The sequence below is a fragment of the Christensenella tenuis genome, assembly GCF_014287795.1.
GTDB lineage: Bacteria > Bacillota > Clostridia > Christensenellales > Christensenellaceae > Christensenella > Christensenella tenuis.
Genome location: NZ_JACOON010000007.1, coordinates 169,354 through 187,340 on the forward strand (window position 1 = coordinate 169,354; position 17,987 = coordinate 187,340).

General features: G+C 50.2%; 14 protein-coding genes, 1 pseudogene and 1 other annotated feature. All 15 genes and pseudogenes read right to left on the reverse strand.

The window, feature by feature from the left end; translation table 11 throughout:
• Nucleotides 1-244 precede the first annotated feature (244 nt).
• The 15 genes and pseudogenes from H8S18_RS13165 to H8S18_RS13235 all read right to left on the reverse strand — a co-directional run bounded on the left by H8S18_RS13165 (nt 245) and on the right by H8S18_RS13235 (nt 17,928).
• Complete coding sequence (locus H8S18_RS13165; RefSeq protein ID WP_186858730.1) at nt 245-1,633, reverse strand: S1C family serine protease; 1,389 nt, start codon at nt 1,631-1,633, stop codon at nt 245-247.
• A 295-nt stretch (nt 1,634-1,928) separates the two neighbouring features.
• Nucleotides 1,929-2,381 (reverse strand): annotated as a pseudogene (gene tnpA, locus H8S18_RS13170) (IS200/IS605 family transposase).
• A 257-nt stretch (nt 2,382-2,638) separates the two neighbouring features.
• The gene (locus H8S18_RS13175) at nt 2,639-4,063 is read right to left on the reverse strand and encodes a sensor histidine kinase (protein WP_186858731.1); all 1,425 of its coding nucleotides are present in this window, start codon (nt 4,061-4,063) and stop codon (nt 2,639-2,641) included.
• Nucleotides 4,064-4,209: 146 nt separating this feature from the next.
• Nucleotides 4,210-4,881: a response regulator transcription factor gene (locus H8S18_RS13180; RefSeq protein WP_186858732.1), complete on the reverse strand. Its 672-nt coding sequence runs from the start codon at nt 4,879-4,881 to the stop codon at nt 4,210-4,212.
• A 33-nt stretch (nt 4,882-4,914) separates the two neighbouring features.
• The gene (locus H8S18_RS13185; RefSeq protein ID WP_186858733.1) at nt 4,915-5,352 is read right to left on the reverse strand and encodes a DUF523 domain-containing protein; all 438 of its coding nucleotides are present in this window, start codon (nt 5,350-5,352) and stop codon (nt 4,915-4,917) included.
• Between the two features lie 128 nt (nt 5,353-5,480).
• Nucleotides 5,481-7,838 (reverse strand): endonuclease MutS2, encoded by a 2,358-nt coding sequence (locus H8S18_RS13190; protein ID WP_186858734.1) that lies wholly within the window; start codon nt 7,836-7,838, stop codon nt 5,481-5,483.
• A gap of 89 nt (nt 7,839-7,927) precedes the next feature.
• Nucleotides 7,928-8,242: a cell division protein ZapA gene (locus H8S18_RS13195; RefSeq protein ID WP_186858735.1), complete on the reverse strand. Its 315-nt coding sequence runs from the start codon at nt 8,240-8,242 to the stop codon at nt 7,928-7,930.
• A 220-nt stretch (nt 8,243-8,462) separates the two neighbouring features.
• The gene (gene pheT, locus H8S18_RS13200) at nt 8,463-10,838 is read right to left on the reverse strand and encodes a phenylalanine--tRNA ligase subunit beta (RefSeq protein ID WP_186858736.1); all 2,376 of its coding nucleotides are present in this window, start codon (nt 10,836-10,838) and stop codon (nt 8,463-8,465) included.
• A gap of 75 nt (nt 10,839-10,913) precedes the next feature.
• The gene (gene pheS / locus H8S18_RS13205) at nt 10,914-11,930 is read right to left on the reverse strand and encodes a phenylalanine--tRNA ligase subunit alpha (RefSeq protein ID WP_186858737.1); all 1,017 of its coding nucleotides are present in this window, start codon (nt 11,928-11,930) and stop codon (nt 10,914-10,916) included.
• A gap of 179 nt (nt 11,931-12,109) precedes the next feature.
• Entirely contained in the window at nt 12,110-12,871 is a 762-nt protein-coding gene (locus H8S18_RS13210) for a TrmH family RNA methyltransferase (protein WP_186858738.1), read from the reverse strand.
• A gap of 181 nt (nt 12,872-13,052) precedes the next feature.
• The gene (rplT, locus tag H8S18_RS13215; RefSeq protein WP_186858739.1) at nt 13,053-13,412 is read right to left on the reverse strand and encodes a 50S ribosomal protein L20; all 360 of its coding nucleotides are present in this window, start codon (nt 13,410-13,412) and stop codon (nt 13,053-13,055) included.
• A 29-nt stretch (nt 13,413-13,441) separates the two neighbouring features.
• A complete protein-coding gene (gene rpmI, locus H8S18_RS13220; RefSeq protein ID WP_186858740.1) occupies nt 13,442-13,639 on the reverse strand; it encodes a 50S ribosomal protein L35 in 198 nt (65 codons plus the stop codon).
• Between the two features lie 48 nt (nt 13,640-13,687).
• Entirely contained in the window at nt 13,688-14,197 is a 510-nt protein-coding gene (gene infC, locus H8S18_RS13225) for a translation initiation factor IF-3 (RefSeq protein ID WP_186858860.1), read from the reverse strand.
• 145 nt (nt 14,198-14,342) lie between these two features.
• Nucleotides 14,343-14,467 (reverse strand) — a sequence feature (ribosomal protein L20 leader region).
• Nucleotides 14,468-14,546: 79 nt separating this feature from the next.
• Nucleotides 14,547-16,484 (reverse strand): threonine--tRNA ligase, encoded by a 1,938-nt coding sequence (gene thrS, locus H8S18_RS13230; protein WP_186858741.1) that lies wholly within the window; start codon nt 16,482-16,484, stop codon nt 14,547-14,549.
• A 67-nt stretch (nt 16,485-16,551) separates the two neighbouring features.
• Nucleotides 16,552-17,928, reverse strand: coding sequence for a GTP pyrophosphokinase (locus tag H8S18_RS13235; RefSeq protein ID WP_186858742.1), 1,377 nt, complete (start codon nt 17,926-17,928; stop codon nt 16,552-16,554).
• Nucleotides 17,929-17,987 lie beyond the last annotated feature (59 nt).

Sequence of the window (17,987 nt, forward strand, 5' to 3'; positions counted from 1 at the left end):
TGCGGCTGGACACTGTTCGAATTTGCGGCCACTTTACGAATGACCGCAAAACGCCAACCGCCCTATGCGCAAGCCGCCCCTGCCCGAATGTCAATGCGGCAAAGATGTGCCCTATTCCGAGGGTTCAAGCAGACAGGGGCGCGGAAAACCGCGCCCCTGGCCTTTTGTGTTCCTCCACACAATCCTTCATACCAAGCAAAACCTGCTGCGGCTCTGCTTCATACGGCACAAAGAAAATTATTTTTCAGCCAATATTATTCATATCCGCGAGTGTAAATTCCACCGAATACTCCTGGCCTTCCCGCCAGACCTTTGCTGTCACTTTTTCGCCGACTTCCTTTTGAGACAACACGGGCATATCCGCCCCGGCCGTAAGGTCTACGCCGTCTATCTCCGTAATGACATCATTTTGCTGCAATCCTGCCTGGTCTGCCGGGCCGCCTGCTGTAACGTCTACCACAAGTGCGCCGCGGGGCGTATCCCACAGCCTTGCGTCCACATCCGAAATCAGGCTGTAGGTGATACCAATTCCCGCGCGCGGAATACTGCCGTTTTCAATCAACTGCTGCGCCGTATCGATTGCCTTATTGATCGGTATCGCATATCCTACCCCTTCGGAAGTGAGAAGGTTCCCGTTCGCGTCCATTCCGGAATAATACTTTTTAGCCGTATTAACGCCGATTACCTTGCCATCCTCCCCAACAAGCGGACCGCCCGAATTTCCGGCGTTGATTGCTGCATCCGTCTGGATCATCTGCATTTTATTTCCGTCCAGCGCAATTTCCTTCTGCGCAATGCTTACATGCCCAACCGTAACGGAATTATTAAAGGTCTCCCCGCGAACATTACCAATGGCGACCGCAAGTTCCCCCGCCTTTACGGAGTCACTGTCTCCAATCGGCACTGCTTTGATTCCGAGGTTTTCCACCTTGATTACTGCAATATCCGAGCTGGAATCCCCGCCGACCTTTTCGGCGATATGCTCCTGCCCGTCCGGTGTCGTTACCTTAATCAGGTTGCCGTCCGCGATAACGTGGTTGTTGGTAAGGATATATCCTTCCGCTTCGGAAATTACAAAGCCCGTTCCCGCGTCAAGCGCCTGCTCAACCGGCTCCTGCCCCGAAACAAGCTGTTTATTATAAGCCGTAATCCCCACTACGCTGCCTGAAATGTTTTCGGCAATCTCAACCGCCGGATTTTGCGTATTCCGGATTCCCTGCGCTTCGCCGCCGAGAGAGGGCGCTTCGCCCGTTCCTTGTTCCTGCGTCTGCTCTTCTTTTGTAGGGAGCTGCTGCACAGGCAGGTTTGCCCCCGTCACTGCCGGCATAATAACAAAAGCCGTTAAAAGGCCGCCCGCTACAATACCGGCAACCGCCGATACCAATACCTTGGGAAATTTCCGTTTCTTTTTTTGTTCCCTAGGGGCTTCCCCAAAGGACGGCTCCTGCTGCCCTCCCGTAGTTTGCTGCATATTCGGCTGCTGCGCATAATAACCGTACACCGGCGTTTGCTGCGGCTGCCCCTGCTGCATATCGGGCTGAACCGGAGGCACATTTGCCTGGCTTCCCTGCCCCCCGGCTGATTCGGGCTGGCCACTCTGTCCGCTAAATTGGTTAAACTCGTTTTCGCTCATAAGCGCTCTAACCTCCCTGTGAAATTACCATCAGAAATAATGCCGAATGATTTGTTCAATCTTTATTCATTATGGTACGCGAATTATGTGAAAAATATATGAACAAATTTTTAAAAAACATCAAATCCCCGCTTTTTCGCACCGGATACCATCATACCACAATTTTTACGGTTTTTAGCCAAGACCACCAGCTAAGCTGGCGGCTTGCGCCGACTCCTATAAGGGCCCTGGTACCAGCCGCGCCTGATGGCACATTGAATTGTCTGTCAACTGCACCGTTTCTACAGGCTATCTCTTAAGGGGCTGTCTTATTTTTTCCTTTGTCTCCCGGCTCACCCGTAAACGGGTCTCTGTACTTCTTCAGGCTTATTTGACCTGCGGTAGTATCTTCCTGCAATTGACGCCTTATGTATTTTCTATCCTCTTTGCATTTTTGCCTACCGTATCTACAGAATACCCCCCCCACCAGAAACGACGCTTCCCATATTTGTACTTTAGATTGGCGCGCCTGCCGAATATCATCAACGAACTTTTTCTTTTGAGATATCTCATAATATCCGACACGCTATACTTGGGGAGGATTTTTAGAATCATATGCACATGTTCCGGGCATAATTCCACTTCTATGATTTCTATCCCATAATTCCCGTAAAATTTTTCCTATATACGCTCTTATCCTCCCTTATATTACCTGTCTCCTGTACTTCGGAGCGAATGCTATACTGTTCTGAATCACACGCTTCGCCATAAGGAAAGGTTATACAAAACATGATTTTTCCTTTTTGATAAATCCACGGGTCTGATTTGTTTAGATTGCTATAAACAATGCTACATGATATTTGCTTTCCCATGTTGTGTGTTAAGGTGTTTTTGTCCATTGTACTACCTCTTTTGCTTCTGTGGTACAGCTGGCAATCTGTCATCATTTTTGCATTGGAGTTTTTTCCTGAAGCTAAAGCTACATCAGAAAGGCCCGGGAAGCCTTTTCCCCGGGCCTTTGATGAATCAATCCGCTTTTTTGAGCGTGAACGTAAAAGTTGTGCCGTCCTGCTCATTCGACGTAACCCAGACCCTCTGCCCGTGTGCTTTCAGTATGTTCTTTACAATAGAAAGGCCAATTCCCGTTCCTTCTTTTTCCCGCGTGTGGGATTTATCGATCTTGTAAAAACGATCGAAAATATAGGGGATATCCTGCTCGGGAATGACGTCGCCGGAATTGCTTATCCTTACCCAGACGGAATCCCCATGCACTTCATCCGACACGCGAATCCTGCCGCCTTCATCCACGAACTTAATCGCGTTTTCAAGGATATTATGCAATACCTGGGTAAGGCGGTTCATGTCGGCCAGAACGTATACCTTGTCATCCGTAATATCTGCCTCCACCTCCAGGTTTTTTGCATTGATCTTACTTTCAAAAGAGAGCAGCACGCGGCGGATGAGTTCGCCGATATCAATATGCTCCATCTGCATTGGGAACTGTCCCGACTCGATTTTCGCAAGGTCGAGCATATCTGTAATCAGCAGGTTAAGGCGTTTGGACTCACCCAGTACGACTTCGAGATAGTGGTCGATCTCGTCCCTTGGAATAGTGCCGTCAAGTGCCGCTTGCACAAGCCCCTGAATGGAAGTAAGCGGGCTCCGCAGTTCATGCGATACATTGGCGATCAAGCTCTCACGTGACGCTTCATATTTTTTCAGGTCCCGCGCCACACTGTTGAACGTGTCTGCAAGCTGCCCTATTTCATCTTTTGAGCTCACCTTCAGGTGAATATCAAAATCCCCTTTTGCAAGCTGGCGCGCCCCGAGCGTTACCACGGAGAGGGGGCGCAGCATACTCCGCGAGAAGATATACGTCAGCACAATGCCGAGGGCCGCAGATATTCCCGCCGCGAGGACAATCTGCCGGTACATTGCCATAAGGGATTGTTCCATTTCGTAGATTTGCTTGTGTACGAATACGTATCCTGAAATCTGGTCGCCGCTCATGACGGGTGTGGCAACGGTGAGGACGGGCGTATTAAACACATTATTGGCTTCTGTAATTTTACGCACGGTATTGCCCTTGTTGAGCTCGGCAATCATGTCTTCATAATAGGTCTGGATTTCCTTTTGCGTGACGCTTGTGCGCCCGCTGGGATCTTCCATCAGCCATCCTGCAAGATCACTGTTGATTATCCATATGGCATTGTTGTTCGCTTTTGCTTTGGCGGCAATCTGTTCATTGAGCTGGTAAAAAGACAGGGCGCCGTTGGCATACAGGTTGATTAGGTTTTCCACCTCGTCTGCCGTGGTGGTCATCTGCTGCTTGCTGTCGTCAAGATAGGCTTTCCTGACCACCTGGCTCATCATAAGGCCGGACAAAAGCAGGGCGATCATGATGATCGCCATAAACAGCAGCATTATTTTACCAAAAATGGTTTTTATCATCTGTTTTCCCCGTCTTTTCGATTCTTATGGGATTATTATAATCGCTTTTTATGGCCAAAGTGTAAATAAATCATGACAATTAATATCTGCCCCATGCACAAGGAACCATAAAGAGCGCGCTGCATGGCGCGCAGAAAAAACGCTTTCTAAATTTCGAATTTATAGCCTACGCCCCACACGGTTTTGATCTGCCATGGTTCATCATCCTTAAATTTCTCGCGCAGGCGTTTGATATGTACGTCTACCGTGCGGGAATCTCCGAAATACTCGAATCCCCACACCTGCTCTAAAAGCTGGTCGCGCGTGAACACCTTGTTGGGCCGCGATGCGAGGAAATAGAGCAGCTCAATCTCCTTGGGCGGCATTTGTACTTCCCTGCCCTCATAGATTACCTGATAATTCTGCATATCGATCTTAAGGTTCGGATATTCGAGGATATCCGATTTATCTTCCTGATTGCTGCGCCGGATAACCGCCTTGACACGCGCTACAAGTTCCTTCGGGTCAAATGGTTTTACGATATAATCGTCCGCGCCGAGCTCGAGCGCCAGTACTTTATCAAACGTTTCTCCTTTGGCTGTCAGCATAATGACCGGCACATTCGATTTCGCCCTGATTTGTTTGATCGTTTCAATGCCATCCTGTACGGGCATCATAATATCAAGGATAACGAGATCATACTGCTTGCCGAAAAACAGATCTACCCCGATCGCTCCGTCCGCCGCCTCCGTGACTTCATAACCTTCCTTGCGCAAATATAGCTTGACTACCTCGCGGATATTTTTATCATCATCTATCACCAGAATATTTTGTTTCATCGGTTCTCTCCTTTTCGATGTGGGACTACTGTTTTAATGAATCTCCACTACCTTTATACCATGTTTTATAAGCAATGCGCAAGTCACGCCGCATCCATCCCGGAGCATTCCTTTAAACGTACCGTCGTAGATCTTTTCCACCCCGCACGACGGGCTTTTGGCTTTCAGCCACACTTCACGCGCGCCGTTTTGCTGTACACAGGCGAGAAACCTGCGCGCGCCGTTCAAAAATTCCTGCGTGACGCACTTGCCCTCTTTATTATAAACATCCGCCTCCCCGCGTAAAACGCTGAAACCGTCTCCGCCGCGAATCTCTGCCGGAGGACGCGGTATCCGAAGGCCGGACATCGCTTCCGGGCACGCGCATACCGCTTTTCCGTCTCGAACCAACCGCAGGACCTCATCATCCGGTTTCGCACTTCCGTCATATCTGCATTTTTTTCCCGCAAGGCAGGCGCTTACTACAATCATTTCGAATCTCCTCTGCTAAGCCCGCTGTTTGGATAACGGGAGGGCGCATCCACACGCCATATAAGGAATAAAAAGCCAGCAATTGCATCCGACGGCTTCGCACAAAAATCCAGCGTGTTTCGAACGCATTATTTCAGCGTTACCACTGTGACGCCGATTCCCCCCTCGCCGTATTCTCCCAGCCGCTGCTTTGCGACATGCGGATGGGTGCGCAAATATTGCTGTACGCCATTGCGCAGCGTGCCCGTACCCCGTCCATGCACGATACGCACTTCGGCATAGCCTGCAAGGAACGCGTCGTCGAGATATTTATCCAGCACAATGAGCGCGTCATCCACCGCCTGCCCATGCAGGTCGAGCTCCATGGGAACGGCCTTGCCACGGTTCAGCGTAACGCGCGACATGCTCTCCCGGACGTGTTTTGCTTCCGCCTCTTTGCCTGCCGCAAGTTCCGTGTAATGCAGTTCTACCGTCATAATGCCTGCCTTGAGGCGCACCATTCCCTTTCCGTTCGGCGGCTCCAGTACGGTTGCAGGCGCATCCATGGAAACGATCGTTACCGTATCTCCCGCGTGGATATCTTCAGGCTGCAATGTTTTGATCTTTTTTTGCAGTTTCTTATGTTTTTCGATGTACTGCTTTTTATGTTCGAGCTTCCCGCGTACTTTCTGAACCGTTTTCGTCCGCTGTGCCTCGTCCTGTTTTTTCAGCTTTCGCGTCTCCTTGATGACCTCTTCTGCCGTATCTTTTGCGTCGTTGATGATTTCAATTGCTTTTTCATTGGCCTGTTCGAGCATCCGCTTGCGTTTTTCATTCAGGCGCTGCGCCTCTTCCTCGGCACGGCGGCGCTGCTTCTTCGCTTCTTCCAGCGCCTGATAGGCCTGGTTCATCATCCGGTCCGCGCGGGACTGGGCCTTTTCCGCAGTTTCGATCAGGCGGCTGTATTCCACATGTTCCTCGTCCATATACTGCCGCGCACTTTGCAGGACATGTTTTGGAAGCCCCAGCTTCTGCGATATGGAAAGCGCGTTGGAGCGCCCTGCAACCCCCATCAGCAAGCGATAGGTTGGCGTAAGCGTAGCCGCATCAAATTCCATGCTGGCATTCTCGAACCCCTCGCGTTCCCCGGCAAACACTTTCAGTTCGCCGATATGCGTGGTTGCAATCACCGTGCATCCCTTACTGTCAAGCTCCGCAAGGACAGCCTGGGCAAGCGCACTGCCTTCCTGCGGATCCGTACCGGCGCCAAGCTCATCCAGCAGCACAAGGGAATCCCCGTGGGCGTGCTTCAAAGCGAAAATAATACTTTTCATATGGGCAGAAAAGGTAGAAAGCGACTGCTCGATGCTTTGCTCATCCCCAATATCCGCAAAAATCCCATCAAAAACCGGCATTCGCGCCGGGGACTTGGCCGGAAGGAAGAAGCCGGACTGGGCCATTGCCGCAAACAGGCCGACCAGTTTCAGCGTAACCGTCTTTCCCCCCGTATTGGGCCCCGTGATTACCAAGGCATGTACGCCATTTTTCATGTGCAGGGAAACGGGAACAACCTTTTGGGAATCAATCAGCGGGTGCCGTCCCTCATTTAATTCAAGCGTTCCCTTTTCCGTAAACGTGACGGGAACCGCCTTCATTTCAAGGCCAAGAGACGCTTTGGCAAAAAGCACGTCAAGCCCGGTCAGTATTTCAATATCTTCCCGGAGTTCCTTCTGGTAAGGAAACAGCAGGGATGTAAGCTCCGCCAAAATACGTGAAACCTCATGCGCTTCTTCTCCTTCGAGTTCACGGATGCGGTTGTTGGACTCTACAACGCCCGCCGGTTCCACAAAGAAAGTTGCCCCGGATGCGCTTTTTTCGTGGACAATACCGGGGACGTTGCCTTTATATTCCGCTTTGACAGGCACAACAAAACGGCCGTTCCTCTGCGTGATAATCGTATCCTGCAGATACTTGGAATCGGTCTGCGAACGAATCATGGATTGCAGCTTTTCCCGGATGGATTCGTTTTCCTTTCGCATGGCCCGGCGGATACGGGCAAGTTCCGGTGAAGCGTCATCGGCAATTTCATCCTCCGATAAAATACAGTCCGAGATACGCTTCAACGCAACGCCGTCATAAAAGAGGCCACGGGCCATTTCCGGAATCAGCGTTGCATTTTCGTCCTTTGCGGGTTTTGCAAGGGGGCCTGCTGCTTTGGCCGCACGGAACACACCCGCCACACGCAGCAACTCTCCGCACGAGAGCGACGCGCCCGTTTTCAACCGTTTAAGTTCCGCTTCAATGTGAGAAAATGCGCGCAACGGATATCCTGGACGTTTGATGAGCAGGGTTTCCGCTTCCATGGTTTTTTCCATAGCGAGCTTCGCTGCTTCACGCGTACGCTCCGGCCGGATTTTCTTTGCCGCTTCCGTTCCCGGCGCAGATACCGTTTTTTCCGCAAGCCGTTCCAGAATCCTATCAAATTCCAGCGATTTTGGTAAGTTCATTTCATTTTCCATAACAGGGATATTATATCACATTTTTATCTTGAAGCATAAAAAAAGACGGGAACCCCGGGGGTTCCCGTCCAAATTTTTTACCGCTTGTTGAATGGAGCGGTCCGGTTTCCGGCCCCCTGGCCTTTTTCCAGACGCTCGAGTTCTTTTTGCTTGCTCTCCAGTTCTTTTTTTGCTGCTGCCAGTTCATCGCTCGTTTTCATATAGTCATCCGCGATATTGAGCGACGTAAGCATAGCAAGCTGAATGTTATTGAGATCAGGATTGGCTTTTTTGAGTTCAGTCAGCTTCTTATTGACGTGAAGGGCAACTCTGTGGATATATTCCGCACTGTCCGTTCCACAAATGGTATATTCTTTTCCACCGATACTGACGACTGTTTTTGTTTTTTCCATATCCTGTCCCCCTTAAAATAACACATCTGCCGATGCTTCGGGATTCCTTATCATAAAATTCTACCGCTCTTGCTTTGTCCCTGGCAGAAACCTCCGGCAAATGAACCATCGGCCGTTTTGCCCGGCCCTGCGGGAGGATCCACCACATTTTCATGCAATCTTCCCAGGCAGAGAGTTATGCTCTCATTATACAACATGGCCTGTTTTTGCACAAGCCGCATTATTGGCGAAGCTGTGCGCCAAAATCCTTCTCCAGCACTTTCAGGATCTTTTTCATGACCGCATCGACATCTTCGTCCCGCATCGTTCCCTCTGGGCTGCGCATCGTAATGGCGTAGGCCACGCTCTTTTTCCCTGCGCCAACCTGTTCGCCGCTGAATACATCGAACAGCTCCACTTTTTCTACGCGCTTGCCGCCCGCCTTTTCCATAGCCGCCTTGAGATCGCCCGCACCGGTCTCCTGATCGACGATCACCGCCAGGTCGCGTGTCGCCGCTGGGAATTTAGGCAGTGCCCTGAACTTCATTTCCGGCTTTTCCGCCGCATACAGTTTTTCGAGGTCGATCTGCGCGATCACCGCGCGTTCCGGCATGTCGAACAGCTTCATGGTATCCGGATGCACGCTGCCCATCACGCCGATTTTTTCTTCCCCAACAAAAATATCGGCCGAAATCCCTGGATGCAAGTAGGGCTCATCCGCCCGTTCGCAGCGGATTTCCGCGCCGCTTGCAAGCCGCACAATATTTTCAACCACGCCTTTCATATCGAAGAAATCCTTGCTGCCCGCCTGCGCCAGCACAATCATCGGTACTTCGTGCGGAAGCGGCTCTCCATCCTGTGGGAAATATCCGCGCGATACCTCGAAGAGCTGTACATTTTCGTTTTTCCTGTTCTGGTTTAAGGCCACCACCGAAAGCATGTGCGGCACGAGAGTCGTGCGCATAAGCGAGGTATCATCCCCCAACGGATTGATGATCTTTACGCTTTCCGGTACATCCATCCCAATCTTTGCGTAATCCTGCGGGCCTGCAAAGGAATAGGTCACACATTCGAAAAAGCCTGTATCCCGGAGATAGTCTCTGACAACATCCGTCTTCGCTTCAAAATCCGACACCCGTCCCCGGCGAAGGTGGGTGAGCGCATCCGTTTCCGGGATATTGTCGTAACCGTAAATACGCGCTACCTCCTCTGCGATATCAGCCATGCCATAGATATCGCCGCGGAACGCGGGAATGGTGCATACGAGTTCGTCGCCAATGATACCTGTCTGTATAAATACGCGGTTTAAGTATTGCTGCATTTCTTTTGCCGAAATCTCCGTCCCAAGCTTTGCATTGATGCGCGCCGCGTTGACCTTGACGACCTTTTGCTTGAGGTCTTCATTCAGCACGTCAATCATACCGTTTGCTACCTTGCCCGCCCCCAGCTCATTGATAAGCGTGAGCGCACGCTGCATGGCAAACATGGTAGTTGCAGCATCCACTCCCTTGGAAAAACGCATGGAACTCTCTGTGGAGAGGCCAAGGCCGCGTGAAGTCTGCCTGATATTTCCATACATAAATTTGGCGGATTCAAATACAACCGTCTTTGTCTGGTCCGTAATTTCCGAATCGAGGCCGCCCATTACGCCCGCAACGCCGATCGGGCCTTCCTGATCGCAAATGAGCAGCATATTTTCCGTAAAGGTACGCTCCTTATCGTCGAGCGTTTTCATTTTTTCGCCATTCTCCGCACGGCGGACGACAATCTTTTTCCCACGGATTTTCGAGGCGTCGAACGCGTGCATCGGCTGGCCTGTTTCAAGCATCACGAAGTTCGTGATATCCACAATGTTATTGATGGGACGAATACCCGCTTCACGCAGGCGTACGCGCATCCATTCGGGAGATGGCCCGATCACGACGTCTGTCACCGCTGCCGCGATATACCGTGTGCACAGGTCGGCAGCCTGAATGTCTACGCTGACCAAATCTTCTGTTTTTATATCCTGCCGCTCGTCGTATTTGATTTCCGGCAGGTGGAATGCCACCTGATCGGCCGCCGATGCTTCACGCGCCGTACCGATCATCGAAAGGCAGTCTGGCCTGTTGGCACCGACTTCAAAATCAATGACCGTTCCGGAAAGGTTCAAAAGTTCGCGGATGTCCGTTCCCACTGCCGGTTCGCCCGCAAGGATCATAATGCCGTTTACGCCCGCGCCCGGGTAATCCTCTTCCTTCAAATTCAATTCCTCGCCTGAGCACAGCATCCCAAACGATTCCACTCCCCGGAGCTTGCCCTTCTTGATTGGGCCCGCCGGGAGCATGGACGGCGCTTTCGCAACCGGAATATAGGCGCCTTCAAACACATTATCCGCGCCTGTTACGATTTGCAGGAGGTCTTCGCCTCCCACGTCGATCATACATATTTGCAGCTTATCCGCATCCGGATGCTTCGTGATTTTTTCGATCCTGCCTACAACGACATTTTGAATATTTTCGCCAAGTTTTACAACTTCTTCCACGCCGTTTCCGGTCATAACCATTTTATCCGCCAGCGTGTCTGCGTCTGATTTTACGTCTGCGTAATCGCAGATCCATCTATAGGGTGCTAACATTTATTTATCCTCTTTCTATCGGTCTTAAGCAGGGCGCTTCGTATACGCCTCCAAATGTTCAAATCGTCCGGGCTCTTAAACAAACTGCCCTAAAAAACGTACGTCGTTTTCATACAGCAGGCGAATATCCGTAATGCCATATTTCGTATTCGCCAGACGGTCTATTCCGAGCCCGAAGGCAAACCCTGAATATTCATTGGAGTCAAGGCCGCAGTTTTCAAGTACGACCGGATTGACGAGCCCACAGCCCAGAACCTCGATCATTCCCGCGCCCTTGCACGCGCCGCAGCCCTTTCCGCCGCATACCGTACATGTTACGTCCACTTCGGCAGACGGTTCGGTGAAAGGAAAGAATCCGGGACGGAATTTTGTCTTTACATGTTCGCCATAGAAGTTACGGATGAACGTGTTGATCGTCCCCTTGAGGTCGGAAAAGCGAATGTTTTTCCCTATGACAAGCCCTTCCATCTGCATAAATACAGGCGAATGCGTCGCGTCCACATCGTCTGTACGGAACACACGTCCCGGGCACACCATGCGGATCGGCGGTTTTTGGGAAAGCATCGTGCGCACCTGCACCGGGGAAGTGTGCGTCCGCAGCACCACGTCCTCGCTGACATAAAACGTATCCTGCATATCGCGCGCGGGATGATTTTTGGGAATATTCAACAGCTCGAAATTATACTTGTCAAGCTCTACTTCCGGCCCTTCGTTGACGTCAAAACCCATACTGAGGAAGATATCCCGCACCTCGCGGTATACCTGCGTCAGCGGATGCAACGCGCCTAGCTCCTGCTTCCTGCCGGGCAGCGTGATATCCACGCGCTCCGCCGCAAGTTTTTCCGCGCTTTCTTTTTTCACAATTTCTTCCAATGCTTCCGTCAGCGATTCTTCCACAGCTTTCCTTGCCGCGTTGACCGTCTGCCCGAACACCGGGCGTTCTTCTTTTGGAAGGGTACCCATTTGCTTCATCAGCAACGTAATCTCGCCCTTTTTGCCGAGATATTTCACGCGAATGCCGTCAAGCTGTGCACTCGACTGCGCTGAGGCGATTTCGCCCTGCGCCTTTGCTACGATTTGCTCACATTCCATGTCTGTTTCCTCTCAACTATATACAATATTTCAAATATTTTATTAACAATTACCAGCACATACAGGTCCGGAATGGATCTGCAGCGCAGTTGCGGGCAGCGGTTTGCCTAAAGGCTTCGGATTTCCCCGTGCATGCCATACAGGAAAACGATGCAAACCATTCGATACTGTATGCGCGCTTACTCTGCAAGCGCGCGCCGTACATCATACATCATTATACCTGCCGCGACGCTCGCGTTCAAGCTTTCGGCCCGCCCATAGATGCGGATCTTGTAAAGCACATCGCTTAAGTCCTCCACTTCGCCCGAGATTCCCCGCGCTTCGTTGCCTACGACTACGCAGGCCGCCGCAAGCTCTTCAGGAAGCGTACCGCTTCCCCGAAGGGAGCCGGAGATAATCCTCACGCCGTTACTTTTCAGTTCAGCGAGACGCTTTTTCAGGTCACAAACCTCGACAGGCACATGGAATGTACTGCCCATTGCGGCGCGCTGCGCCTTAGGACCATAGAAATCCGCGCTGGTTTCCGAAATAAACACACCATCCGCTCCTGCCGCATCCGCCGTGCGGATAATCGTACCCAAATTTTTGGGATCATTCACATCGTCCATCGCCACATAAAAATTTCCATTGAAATCGGGCAGATTTTCCTGCTTTTTGAGACAGGCAAGTTCCTTCGGCGGCGATTTCGTATCCGCGATTTGCTGTACTATTTCATATGGTACAGATATTATCTTAACATTATGTTGCTTTGCAAACCGCATAACAGCGCTGTTTTTATCTGACGTGACAACACACTCGACCTCCTGCCCGGAAGAAATTGCCTCTTCGATGGTCTTCAGGCCCTCAATGATATACAGTCCTTGCTCATCCCGTGATTTTTTTCGCTTCAGGGACTTCAGCATCTTGATATATTCATTGGAATGACTTGTGATCTCTTTCATTTTGCGTCCCTTTCATCCAAACAGCTTCCTCCGCTTTTCCTGTTTCCGCCACAGGTTCCAGAACGCGTTCCAGGCACGCGGGCCCGCCGTTATTTATTAGCTGTGCTCCTTGCTTATGCATGCGCAATCATAAAAAGGGGGATAGTACTTAGCCTACTATCCCCCTAACGCTCTGCTTTGTTTATGCCTGCACTTTTTTCTTTGCCGTCTCAGCAAGCTGTTTGAATGCAGGTTTGTCGTTGACAGCCATATCAGCCAGTACTTTTCTGTTCAGGTCGATCCCATTTTGTTTGAGACCGTTCATAAACTGGGAATAGCTGATGCCGTTCTGCCTCGCTTCCGCATTGATCCGCACAATCCACAGCCGGCGCATGTCACGCTTCTTAAGCTTGCGGCCGGTGTACGCATAGTGCATGGATTTCATCACTTGCTGTTTTGCGGATTTATATTGTTTGGATTTTGCTCCGAAATAACCCTTTGCGAGTTTAAAAATTTTTCTGCGCTTTTTATGTGAGCTTACCGCTCTTTTTACTCTTGCCATTTTCTAAAACCTCCTCGTCTTCTTTCCGATTACTTATACGGGATCAGAACTTTTACGTTCTTCTGCTCTGCCGTGCTGATATAAGTACCCTTGCGGAGATTTCTCTTCCTCTTGGAGGATTTCTTATTCAATATGTGGCTCTTGTACGCTTTGGCTCTTTTGACTTTTCCCGATTTTGTGAGGCTGAATCTTTTTGCCGCGCCTCTATGTGTCTTCATCTTAGGCATCTTGACGCCCTCCTTCTGTATAAAAACTTTTCATTTGGCACTCTTTTACTACGCTTTGGGCGACAGGATCATAAACATACTCCGGCCTTCCATTTTCGCATTCTTTTCGACCGTGGCAACGTCTCCGAGCATTTCAAGAAACAACTGCATGACCTGCCTGCCCTGATCCGTATGGGAAAGCTGGCGGCCGCGGAAACGGATGGAGATTTTTACCTTATCTCCTGCTTCCAAAAACTTTTTGACGTTTTTGGCCTTCACTTCCATATCGTGCTTATCGATCGTAGCGGAAAGACGCATTTCCTTCAAAGTAATCACTTTTTGGTTTTTCTTTGCTTCTTTCTGCCGTTTATTCTGTTCAAAACGGTATTTGCCGTAATCCATCAGCTTACATACGGGCGGCTTTGCCTTAGGCGAAATATTAACAAGGTCAAGATCGGCCTCATCCGCCAGTTTCTGTGCTTCCCGCGAAGACATCACGCCAAGCTGTGCACCGTCTTCGGCAACTACTCTTACTTCCGGTTCTCTGATCTGCTCATTGATGAGCGGTTCGTTTGCGATTGGTTTTCCCTCCTATCGTCGCAACTCGCGCCTCTTACTTCGTCTTTCGCACTGTTGCTCCTCTTCCCCTTGCGACCCGCTTCGCTGGGCTCGCACGGGGGCCCCTTTTCCGGCTCTGTACTCCGGCACCTTATCTGGTTCCTGGCCGCCCAATAAAAAGCGGGCGGCATATGCCACCCGCAAAAATACCAACAAATACCCATTTGTTCGTTATTCTACCATACACACCCTTGTGTGCAGGTGAGAAGCGGGCAGCTTCTGCTTTGTTTTAACTTCCTTACTATATCATGCCATGCCATGCCATGTCAAGCAGTTTCTGGCGGCATTGCCGGCTTTTTGGGGCCAGCGGTCAAAAAATCACCTTATCGCGGTCCTGCTGCACTGCCATCTCGAGAAAATCATCCTGCGACATGTTCCCAATCTCGCCCTCGCCGCGGCGGCGCACCGCAAAGGTCCCGTCCGCGATTTCTTTTTCCCCGGCGACCAGCATATAAGGGATACGCTCGTTCCGCGCTTCGCGGATCTTGTAGCCAATCTTTTCCTGCCGGTCATCCACCGCAACGCGCAAACCAGCGCTCCGAAGGCGCTGTGCGTATTCGTGGCAATACGCCGCGGCCGCTTCCGTGATATTTAAAAGCCGCACTTCTTCGCTCATCATCCACATCGGAAGCGCCCCTGCATATTTCTCAATCAACATAGCGAGCGTACGCTCGTAGCAGCCGATCGACGAACGATGGATGATATACGGCGTCTTCTTCTGACCGTCCTTATCCACATAGGTCATCTGGAACCGCTCTGCCAGCGAAAAATCGATCTGCACCGTAAAGAGCGTATCTTCCTTACCGAATACATTTTTGAACTGGATATCGAGCTTCGGCCCATAGAACGCGGCCTCGCCTTCCTCTTCCGTGTATTCAAGGCCGGTATGGTCGAGTATCTTTCTCATCGCATCTTGTACGCGCTCCCATTCTTCCGCGTCGCCTACGTATTTATCGCGGTTGTTCGGATCCCATTTGGAGAAACGGTAAGAGACGTCGTTTTCAATGCCAAGCACCTTCATATTATATTTGATCAGGTCCAGAACTCCCATGAACTCGTCCTCAAGCTGCTCGGGCGTGCAGATGATGTGCCCTTCCGCAAGCGTAAATTGCCGTACACGGATAAGGCCGTGCATCTCGCCGGACGCTTCGTTGCGGAACAGTGTCGAAGTTTCCCCATAGCGGATGGGAAGGTCTTTATACGAATGATGCTCCGCATTGTAAACCGTATACTGGAACGGACAGGTCATCGGGCGCAGCGCAAGCACTTCGTCTTCCTTTTCCTCGTCGCCCAGTACGAACATACCTTCCTTATAGTGATCCCAATGCCCCGATATTTTATACAGATCGCTTTTTGCCATATACGGCGTTTTGGTCAGCACGTAACCGCGGCGCTCTTCTTCATCTTCCACAAAGCGCTGCAAAAGTTGGATCGTTTTCGCGCCCTTGGGCATCAAAAGCGGCAAACCCTGGCCCACAACCGGACTGGTGGTGAAATAATGAAGCTCACGCCCCAGCTTGTTGTGGTCGCGCTCTTCCGCTTCCTTCATTTTTTGCAGATGCTCGTCCAGTTCCTTCTGGGACGGAAATGCAATTCCGTAAATACGGCGCAGCATTTTATTCTTTTCATTACCGCGCCAATACGCTCCTGCCGTCCGCAGGAGTTTCGGAACCTTGACCTTGCCTGTAGCGGCCGCATGCGGGCCTGCGCACAGGTCGGTAAAATCCCCCTGTTCGTAAAAGCTCAGCACCGCGTCTTCCGGGAGGTCTTCGATGAGTTCAACTTTATACGGCTCCCCCGCATCCTTCATCTTTTGGATCGCCTCCGCACGCGGAAGGATATATTTCGTGAGCGGGATATTCTCGGCCACGATCTTCTTCATTTCCTTTTCAATCTTCGCAAGATCCTCGTTCGCGAACGGTTTTTCCGTATCGAAATCATAATAAAAGCCGTTATCCGTTGCCGGGCCGATCGCAAGTTTTGCGTCTGGATACAGGCGCTTCACCGCCTGCGCGAGTACATGGGACGCCGTATGCCAAACTGCCTTTTTGCCTTCTTCGTCGTCAAATGTCAGGATTTCGAGCGTCGTGCCGTCGGCGGGAACCGTATCAAGTTCCGTTACCGTACCGTCCACTTTCGCCGCAACTGCGGATTTGCCCAGTTTCTGACTCAACTCTTTTGCAATCTCAAGAGCGGTCATGCCATCCTTAAATTCTTTGACGCTGCCGTCAGCAAGTTTGATTTTCATTGCCTTTCCGTCCTCTTTTTCCTAATAGTTATCGTCCTTACATCTTACTTCCATCCAGGTCCTTTTGTCAATTTCTCGTTTCCAGATTGACACTGTTGTTGAGATACAGGAAATAGATGGTTTTTTCCTTGTTCCAATCGGGGTTGTCTTTGATGATATTAGCTACCGTCTTTTTGAGTGCCCGCGTCATTTCGACGATACCTTCTTCGTGCAGCAGGGTAATATCCGCATGCCGGCGGAATACATAACCCATTTCGCAAAGCAGGTCCGCTTTGATTTTCTTTGCCGTTTCCGCCGGGAAAACTTCTTCAAGGCGATGCAGCTCTGAGTTCGCCGTGAGCCGCCCCTTATAGTAGCGGATAAACGTTTCGAGTGCGTCAATCCTGCTGCCGCGCTCCAGTTCAAACAAAATCATGCAGTAAAGATGCCAGTTGAAATCCACGTTCATCAGCTTCTGGATTGTCGTGCCTACGGTGTCAATGAAGGGATCTCCCGTGTTAAATTCATGTTCCAGCTGGAGCGATTCGCGGAAGTTAATTTCTTCCCCGGTCATCGTGCCTGTGATGTAGAACATTTCCGTCATGACCCGCCCGTAATCCTCCATCTGCGCGGCATTGTTGACAATAAAGATATAATCCACAATGCTGTCACAGCTGTCTTTAAACTGCACGACAAAGCCAAGGTCATTTTTCATTTTACGCGCAATGGTATCATGGATCAACTTGGAAATAATATTCTGGATGTTCTCCTTACGGTAGTGGAGTTTAGAGCTGTTATCGCGCTTATAACGTTTATACAGCACATGCAGCTGATGGTCTACAAGATTCAGGTTTTCCTTGATAGACACCATATTTTCAATCACCTGCTGCTCCACCATAAAGTAGGAGGGATTTTTATAGATGATTTTATGCTCGATATCCCCCCAAAACATATTGACCATGGACTTGATCTGCACTTCAAAATTTACGCGTATTTCGTCTTCTTCGCCTTTATGGTCCTCATAACGCGCATCAATTTTATAAATATCAAAACCATTCTTTTGCTTGGCGGGCTGCTTTTCATTCAGCTTGAAACGCATTTTGGGAAATTTTTCATTATAATAAAAAATCTGGTCGTCCGTCTTGTCAAACAATTTAAGGAACAACGAATACACGTACGCTTCGTCATCATTGAATTTACATTCAACCCGCAGGCCGATGATATCCTGGATGTTGGCGACAATCTCTTCTTTTGTAGTATGCAGCCTGTAATAGCTGTTGCGTATCAATTTTTCGCGTACGCTTTCCGGCTCCTTTACGCGGTAGGAAACATTCAGCGTATATTCCGAATTCTTACACACGACGTCTTCCATCATATGCTTCAGGTCATGTGCAATGTTCTTATATTTATATTGAATGGTCTCGTAGTATTCGACCACTTCGTCTACATATTTAAAAATATCCATTCATAATCCCCTTTTATTCAGGCAATCAACCGTAAAGCATATTATTCCGCCCGGTTTAC

Excerpts from the sequence above, each read along its gene's own strand:
- H8S18_RS13165 (WP_186858730.1), bottom strand. The coding sequence starts at position 1,633 with ATGAGCGAAAACGAGTTTAACCAATTTAGCGGACAGAGTGGCCAGCCC.
- H8S18_RS13175 (WP_186858731.1), bottom strand. The coding sequence starts at position 4,063 with ATGATAAAAACCATTTTTGGTAAAATAATGCTGCTGTTTATGGCGATC.
- H8S18_RS13180 (WP_186858732.1), bottom strand. The coding sequence starts at position 4,881 with ATGAAACAAAATATTCTGGTGATAGATGATGATAAAAATATCCGCGAG.
- H8S18_RS13185 (WP_186858733.1), bottom strand. The coding sequence starts at position 5,352 with ATGATTGTAGTAAGCGCCTGCCTTGCGGGAAAAAAATGCAGATATGAC.
- H8S18_RS13190 (WP_186858734.1), bottom strand. The coding sequence starts at position 7,838 with ATGAACTTACCAAAATCGCTGGAATTTGATAGGATTCTGGAACGGCTT.
- H8S18_RS13195 (WP_186858735.1), bottom strand. The coding sequence starts at position 8,242 with ATGGAAAAAACAAAAACAGTCGTCAGTATCGGTGGAAAAGAATATACC.
- pheT (WP_186858736.1), bottom strand. The coding sequence starts at position 10,838 with ATGTTAGCACCCTATAGATGGATCTGCGATTACGCAGACGTAAAATCA.
- pheS (WP_186858737.1), bottom strand. The coding sequence starts at position 11,930 with ATGGAATGTGAGCAAATCGTAGCAAAGGCGCAGGGCGAAATCGCCTCA.
- H8S18_RS13210 (WP_186858738.1), bottom strand. The coding sequence starts at position 12,871 with ATGAAAGAGATCACAAGTCATTCCAATGAATATATCAAGATGCTGAAG.
- rplT (WP_186858739.1), bottom strand. The coding sequence starts at position 13,412 with ATGGCAAGAGTAAAAAGAGCGGTAAGCTCACATAAAAAGCGCAGAAAA.
- rpmI (WP_186858740.1), bottom strand. The coding sequence starts at position 13,639 with ATGCCTAAGATGAAGACACATAGAGGCGCGGCAAAAAGATTCAGCCTC.
- thrS (WP_186858741.1), bottom strand. The coding sequence starts at position 16,484 with ATGAAAATCAAACTTGCTGACGGCAGCGTCAAAGAATTTAAGGATGGC.
- H8S18_RS13235 (WP_186858742.1), bottom strand. The coding sequence starts at position 17,928 with ATGGATATTTTTAAATATGTAGACGAAGTGGTCGAATACTACGAGACC.